This window comes from Catonella sp. (genome assembly GCF_052173895.1).
Taxonomy (GTDB): Bacteria; Bacillota; Clostridia; order Lachnospirales; family Lachnospiraceae; genus Catonella.
This window is the reverse complement of record NZ_JBQMXS010000005.1, coordinates 71,816-79,399: the sequence shown is the minus strand read 5'-3', so window position 1 is coordinate 79,399 and position 7,584 is coordinate 71,816. Positions and strand designations below refer to the sequence as shown.

Annotated in this window: 2 protein-coding genes; both read right to left on the bottom strand. The window is 30.9% G+C overall.

Annotated elements, in window-relative coordinates; all coding sequences use genetic code 11:
- Window positions 1-2,540: NEAT domain-containing protein (locus tag ACTTG8_RS02315; RefSeq protein ID WP_442560508.1), on the bottom strand; the 2,540-nt coding region annotated here is incomplete at its 3' end.
- Window positions 2,541-2,669: 129 nt separating this feature from the next.
- Window positions 2,670-7,307: a DUF6273 domain-containing protein gene (locus ACTTG8_RS02310; protein ID WP_442560507.1), complete on the bottom strand. Its 4,638-nt coding sequence runs from the start codon at window positions 7,305-7,307 to the stop codon at window positions 2,670-2,672.
- Between the last annotated feature and the right edge of the window lie 277 nt (window positions 7,308-7,584).

Genomic DNA, 7,584 nt, shown 5'->3' with positions numbered 1-7,584 from the left:
GCATATGGATTAGCATATGGATTGGCATATGGATTAGCATATGGATTGGCATACGCAGGATACATATAGCCGCCTTGTAAATACGGATTAACTTGTGAAGCTATGTATTCATTTGAATTTTCCTCTTTTGGTTGAGAAGAAACCGGCACATACTGAGTTATAGTTTTAGGAAGAGGAGAGTTCTGAGCAGACACCTTGGCTAAATTAGCTGCTAAATCATCAATTCTATTTTTAAAATCTTCAAATAATAATTTTTCTTTTGAAACACTTGAATCTTTATTTAATATAACATCGGTATTACCATTTTTATTTAAATTAGCATTTTTATTTAAATTACTATTCTCATTTAAATTAGTATCATCATTTAAATGAGTATTTTCAACTGAATTATTGTTTTCAGTTAATTTACTATTTGAAAGTTCACTTTCTTTGGTAAAATCCGGATCGTAATCATTTGTCTTTACAACACTTAATATATCCAGTTTTGCAAAAACATTCTGACTTCCTGCCCCCTTTGATATTTTATCCATTATCGGAACAAAAACATTTAATGGAACAAATCCATCTTTTCTTGCACTTTCTATCAATTCAACTGTACAAGCTTTAGGATAATCCGTTCCATAAATATCTTTTACATTTTCTCCATCTTTTGTATGATATTCATCAATGTAAGAACTTTGTAAATTTCCCGTTATATCTCCATTATTTAGATTATAAGATGGAGTATAAAATTTTAACTCCCCTAAATATCCGGCTTTTCCTCCTACATTCATAGGATTGAACCTAAGTGTCAAATAATATTTTCCTTTCTCTACACGTAGTTTGGCAACATGATTGATTGAATTATTTGCCATAGAAAGGGATGACTTATCCGTCTTCAACATGGTGACACCTATCTTGTATACACCATCATCCAGTTTCAATTCATTTGTATTGTTTGTAGTTTGGTTTGTAGTAGTTGTTGCTGCTGTAGGAAGTGTACCTTCCTTTTTGGAATTTATAAAAAGATCAACATCATTTGATATTTTACTTAAATTATTAATAGCCAATTCCAATATAGCTTTTTGCGTACCATTTCCTTTACTCAAAGACTCCATAATAGGTACAAAGACTTGGATTGATACCTTTCCTGTACTCATAGCCTCACTTGGTAACGGAAATATTATATCTTTAGGATAATTCGTTCCATACATATCAGATACAACTGTTCCATTTGATATCTGCCTTGATAGTACTTCCGATTTATAAGGAATATTTGAATTCATATTTTCAAAATAATTAAGATAACCAAGATATCCGTACATTCCATTTAAAGCAAGTCCCTTAAATGACAAAATCAGATGTGCCCGTCCGTTTTTTACAGTTATATACATTGTATGCTCTATCGCATCATTTGCCATAGAATATCCATAACCACTAGCTTTTAGTACATTACCTATTACACTATAAACACCATCTGATAATGTAATCCCATTATTTGTATTGCTGCTGTTATTTGTAACTTTAATACCTGAATTGGTATTGGAATTGTTGCCGGAATTCTGACCTGAATTATTTCCACCTCCCATAAACTTACCGGATTTTAGGACATTTGCAAGCCAGTTAGGCACCATTATTTCTTTACCATCTACCGAAAATAATGGAACCATAGTATCATTTGCAGGTATTTTACTTAACTTTAATAAAAGTTCTACATCTCTATCCATCATTACATTGACATACCCGCCCGCCTTAAATGTAAGCTCTTTGCCACTTATCGCATAAGTAGGTATCTCAACAGCCAGTATCTGTGTAGGTATTGGCTTATCTTTCTCCAATCCAAAACCTGTATTTGTTTCTCTCATAGGCTTTAAGGGTTTGGTAATAATATCACTCTTTGCTTGATATTTTTTATTTTCATATTCTATATAAAAATTCTTTATTGTTCCGTCCTCTCCCAAATTAGAAAATGCAGGTATCGGATAAGGCACATAAAATTTAAGCTCTGTTACAGCACCTTGAACTTTCATATCTACATTTTTAGCAAACATCACATTAGCCATGCTGTATCGGTCAGGCTGACTTAAATCAAAACATTCCACTTCAATGGTATAATCGCCATTTTCTATAACTGACTTTTGTTCTTTTTGCTGTCTCTTTTCTTCTTTCTCCATCTCTTTTAACAACTTTGCAAATTCTTTAAGTTCCTTAAAAGTATATTTTTTTTCAGTAATATTTTCATTTGATACTTCCTGCTCTTTTTTATCTCCCACCTTTTCCGATAAATCATTTTCTTTTCCTACCTGTCCTGTTGAATCTTGCTCAGTCTTATTCTTTTTCTGATTCTCAAGTATATTAGAATTATCTGTTGTTTTTTCTTTATTTGAAATATTTTCATTCTCATCTTCAGCCGTTGAAACACCTGTACCATTATTAGTATCTTGTATATCCAGTTGCTCAGCTTTTACACATACCAATCCAAGCGAAAAATAAGGTAAAACAAGCATGGAACTGATCATGAATGCACATATTTTTTTTAGAAATATTCTTTTATTTCTCATAAGTTATCTCCATTTGATGTAAATTACAATTCTTGTACGTTAAATCCTATATAACTTTTATATTTATAATATTTTCGTTACGAGATACAATCCTCCTTATAAAACGGAGGATTGTATCCAATTTTCAAATTACTTAAATTTTACTGTGATATTAAATTTTTTTACATCCATAGGCTTATTATTACTATCAATCACCTTAAAACTATAGTTGCCTTTTTTAGAGCTAATTACCAAACTAACAGCCTTATCGTTTTTAGATAATTTCTTAATAGAATTTCTATTCAAAACTATGTTGCCTACTTTAGATTTTAATTCTATTTTTCGGCAGCCTGAATCCAAAATTCCCTTTAATATATCCTGAGGTAAATATACATTCACCACATCCTTTTTAGAACTTTTAATATTTAATGATAAATTCAATTTTGAATTTTTATCATTAAATTCTAATACTTTTTTCAGTTGCTCATACCCCACTGTAACCAAACCTTTTTTATCTGCCTTAATACCTGTCTTAAGCTGTGTCAGTTTTTTCTGTACAGTATTCGGTTGAGTATTGTTTTCTTTAAGCTTTACATCCTTTTTATCAACCTTATTGACATCTGCAATATTTTTATCAATGCTATTTTTATAAACAAAATTCTTCGATTCATTGACATTATTATTTTTTGAATCTGTATTTGAATTTTGATTATTTACCACAGGTGAAGTATATGGACGAGGATATTCGTAATATTTATTTTGAGCTATATTTCTTTTGTTAGCTTTATTCTGCTCATCAACTTTATTGTTATTTATTTTAGAATCTGTACTTGATTTATTTGAGTCAGCCCTACCTGATTGTTCTTCCGTAATTTCTTTAACCAAGTTCAAATTCTTTAAAACAATATCCAGCTCAACATTCTTGTTCATCACTACATTTACATAACAACCAGCTCTTAATTTAACATCATTTTTGATAACTTCCTTAGGTAATTTAACTGTCAGTATCTGCATAGGTATCTTATCACCCTTTTTCAGTCCAAAACCTACCTGAGTTTTCTTTACTTCTTTTAAAGGCTTAGTTGTAATATCGGATACAGCCTCATATTTCTGTCCATTATACATAAGATAAAAATTCTTAACTGACCCTTCTTTTCCAAGTAGTGGGAATTGAGGTACAGGATAAGCTAAATAAAATTTGAGTGTTGCTTCGTTATCCTTTACTTCCACATCTACTTTTTCTGCAAACATAACATTAGCCATGCTTTCATTGGTCTTGTCCTTTTCAAGCATAGTAGCATCCATTGTATAGATTTTACTTATAACTTTTTTGTTGGCATCCAGCTTATGTTCATTGTTTTCTGCAGGCTTTTTAGATTCTGTATAATTAATTGGCACTGAATAAGGCTCCGATAATACTAACTCACTTCCCATCTCTTTTGAGTTGAATACATAAAGCTTATCATTAACATTATCCAATTCCGGTATCGCAAATGTATTAGATACCCTTCCAAAATATCTTACTATTCCTTTGTTTAAGTCTCCTCTAATAACAGCAGCATATAAATTATTGCCGGATACTGTAACGTTTCTGCCTTCTGTTTTTGCATCTGTAACAGCAGGTATCGAACTGTCTTTTAATACCATTCGCCACTCATTATCTTTTGTTGGAACTACACTGTTCAAGCGACTTATATCGGCCTTATCTGATATAGTCATAAAAATTCTTGACTTATCAAGATTCATGCAAGGGTAAAAATCTACAGATTCTGTAAAGTCTTCATTTTGTCCCAATCCCCCTAGCTTACCTTCTGATTTTACTGCTAATATTTTATTTATATCATTATAATATCCACCTAGCAGAATATTCCTTGTAAGATATATCCTGCCGGTATGCCTACCGTCATTTGATGCGAAACCGAAATCAGAGTTTTGCATCATATCTAAATCCGCTATAAAAACCTTATCATTCGTCTTAATACTATCACCGGGATTATTAGATATACCCACTGTATTATCTATCACATCAGCTGTATAAAGTTTACTATCTTTTATAAGATTTTTTTGAATTTCATTGAATTTATTATAAAATTCATCATTTAAATATTTTCTAACATAAGACTGATCCCATCTGATAATTTCATCAGATTTCTGCTTAATCCAAGGTTTATTCTCGGTAAAGTTATCCGCCATTATAAGAAGCCTGCCGGTATCTTCATATTTTTCTGTTTCATAATTCCAGCGGTTACCATTGCTTAACACCTTATATGTATTATTGTTAAACTTAATTTTATTTCCCAACCAGCCTACGAACATAGCATGAATCCCATCCTCATAGTAGTTAGCCGGAGAGTTTATTCCATCTATACCAAGATTTACAGTATTCCCCTTACCTGCAGCCTTTTTATATTGCAAACTTTCTTTTGCATTCCTTAAATCATTAATATCCTGATCGATTAAATCTTGTGTTAATTCTGAACGATGTGCAGGTTCTAAATCATTCTCGCATTTTTTTACCATATCCACGAATTTCTTAAATGATTCAGGTGTATAATCATCTTTTTTATCCACACTTATTCTAGAATATGTTCGAAAATCATCAGTCTTATATTTATCATTTTTATCAATAGCTATAGATAAAAGTTCAGGCAAAATTCCTTTATGAATTGTTGAGTAATCTAATATCAACTTTGACATCTCTTTTTTACCGAATAAATCTGTAAATTCTGTATTAAATTCTCCACCATCCGGTATGTATGGCAGTTCAAAACTCAATACGCCACTGTAATTATTTTCATTATACTTATATGTTGAATTTATAGTTTCTCCATTTCTTCCTATAACTTTGACATCCTTTACTGCAACTCTGTTTTCATAAGACAGATAACTTTCATAATTTACAGTAAGTACCGGTTTGCCATTTTTTATATCTACTCTTGCCCATTTTTGTACTACTCTGTCAGAACTTGCAGGAGATAAGATAGTTCCATCAGCTACTACATTTAAGAAGAATAAATCCCCATCTATAAAAGGATTGTCAAGTTTTTCACGAATCTGAGCCATAGCTCTTGAAATTGCTACATAACTTTTAGCATAATCCGTATCTTGTTCAGCCTCTTTTAGGGCTTTATCAATATCTTTCTTAGTATTTGAATAATAAGTCTTTGTAGCCAATTTCGTTTCTACATCTTTTTTTAATTTCTCAAATGCTGTCTTTACATCTTCACCCTCTTTAATTCCGGAAATCTTAAGAGCCACCTCCTTATCCATAACATTTGAATATATATGACCCTCATATACTGTCTCTTTTATTTCCGGTAAATCAACTATACATATTGCACTCCTATCAGGCATTAACAGAAACTCTGTTGTTATATTACCCTTTTCTCCTGATTCGCTTAAAATTTTATCTTTCTCATTTGTTAACTGAAGATCTGTAGACCATGCAAGAATATTATTAATAGTCGCCGAAGCAAAATGTAATATCAACTTGTGTTTACCATCTTTAGTTGTCAAGATTTCAGCTTTCTTTTTTATCGTAGGTGCAGACATTGATACAGAACTATAATCCCCAGATTTCACCAGCTCAACATCAACTGTTTTTATCTTAGATATATTTTGTTCATCATCTTTTTTTTCTTTTTTATGAGTTATATCATTAATCTTAGAATCCACCTCTTTTAATTCTACTTCTACTCCGCTATACTTCTTTCTATCAGCAGCAGTTAATTTATTTTCCAATTTAAATGTAATAATACCATAGGTCTTATTTAAAAGTTTTACATACAAAATTTTATCATTTAATACTTCTTTAATACCTGTTAGCCCCTCATCTGTTATTTCAAAGCAATTTGAACCCTCCCAAGTACTTTTTCCTTTCAAACCGACAGAATCCATTGTACCTAAATCTTTACCGTTAATTATAATTTCTGTATTTTTAGCAAAATCCCCCTCATCTTTTTTAGGGAATACAGGTTTTGTTTTCTCTTTTTCGTCATTTCTCGGTTGACTTTTAAAATCAATTCTAAATGTTGCAGTTCCATATATTCTTCCAAGTGTAGTACCAGAATCAACAAAAAGATTGGTAGAATCTTTCAAATCTTCTTCTTTTATATTCAATTTATTCTTTACTTTTTCATCTTTTTTTTCTTCATCAGGCTTGGTCTTTAGATTTTCATTGAATTTCCTGATTTGTTCAGTACTTAACCTATTAGTAAGTTTTACTTCAGCCACCTTGCCATCTGCATCAAATACTTTTACATTCAACTCAGCATCATTTACAAACTCTTTTATAAAATCTTGCTTTACACTTTCAAAAGCAATACCATAACCATTTGTTTTGATGATTTCCGCATCTTTAAATTTCCATATTTTTCCATTATTTATCTGTATAGTACCCTTATCTGAAAGTGCTTTGGTATCCTCCTTATCATCAAATTTAGTGTTATCCGTATTATCACTTTCAAAACTTAAATTAAATACAACATTTTTCTTTTTTATATCCCACTCCAAATTACTGAAGTAATAAGAATTCTTAATTACATATTTGCTTTTCTCTTTCGCTATACTATTTGCTGCACTCTCCTTCTTGGCCTGATTTGCATGTCCGTCTTTCCCTTTGAATTCTTTAGAAGATGTATCCACATCTTCTTTCCTCTCTTGTGCCTGATTTACATTTCCCTGATAACTGACAAATCCATTATCAGCCTTTACAGGAATTGTGGTCATCGTCATAGCCGAAGCTAAACTAACTGACATCAGTCTTGCAAACATCTTTTTGCTTTTCATTACAATCCTTCCTTTCTTCTAGAACATTTAAAAATATATGATAACCAAAATATTTTATGAATTATCTTTGGTTATACACAGCTTAAAATCTTACTGTATATAAATATTAAAACCTCTTATCTCTGAAAGAAATAAAATAAAAATCAAACTAATTTTGTTAGTTAAAACTAACCCATTCTTATTGTAACACAAAATACATAAAAGTCAATTTATTTCTATCATTTGGTCGGAACTTGGTAACTATTCAGATCTAGAAGTTTTAAAATAAATTATTCGT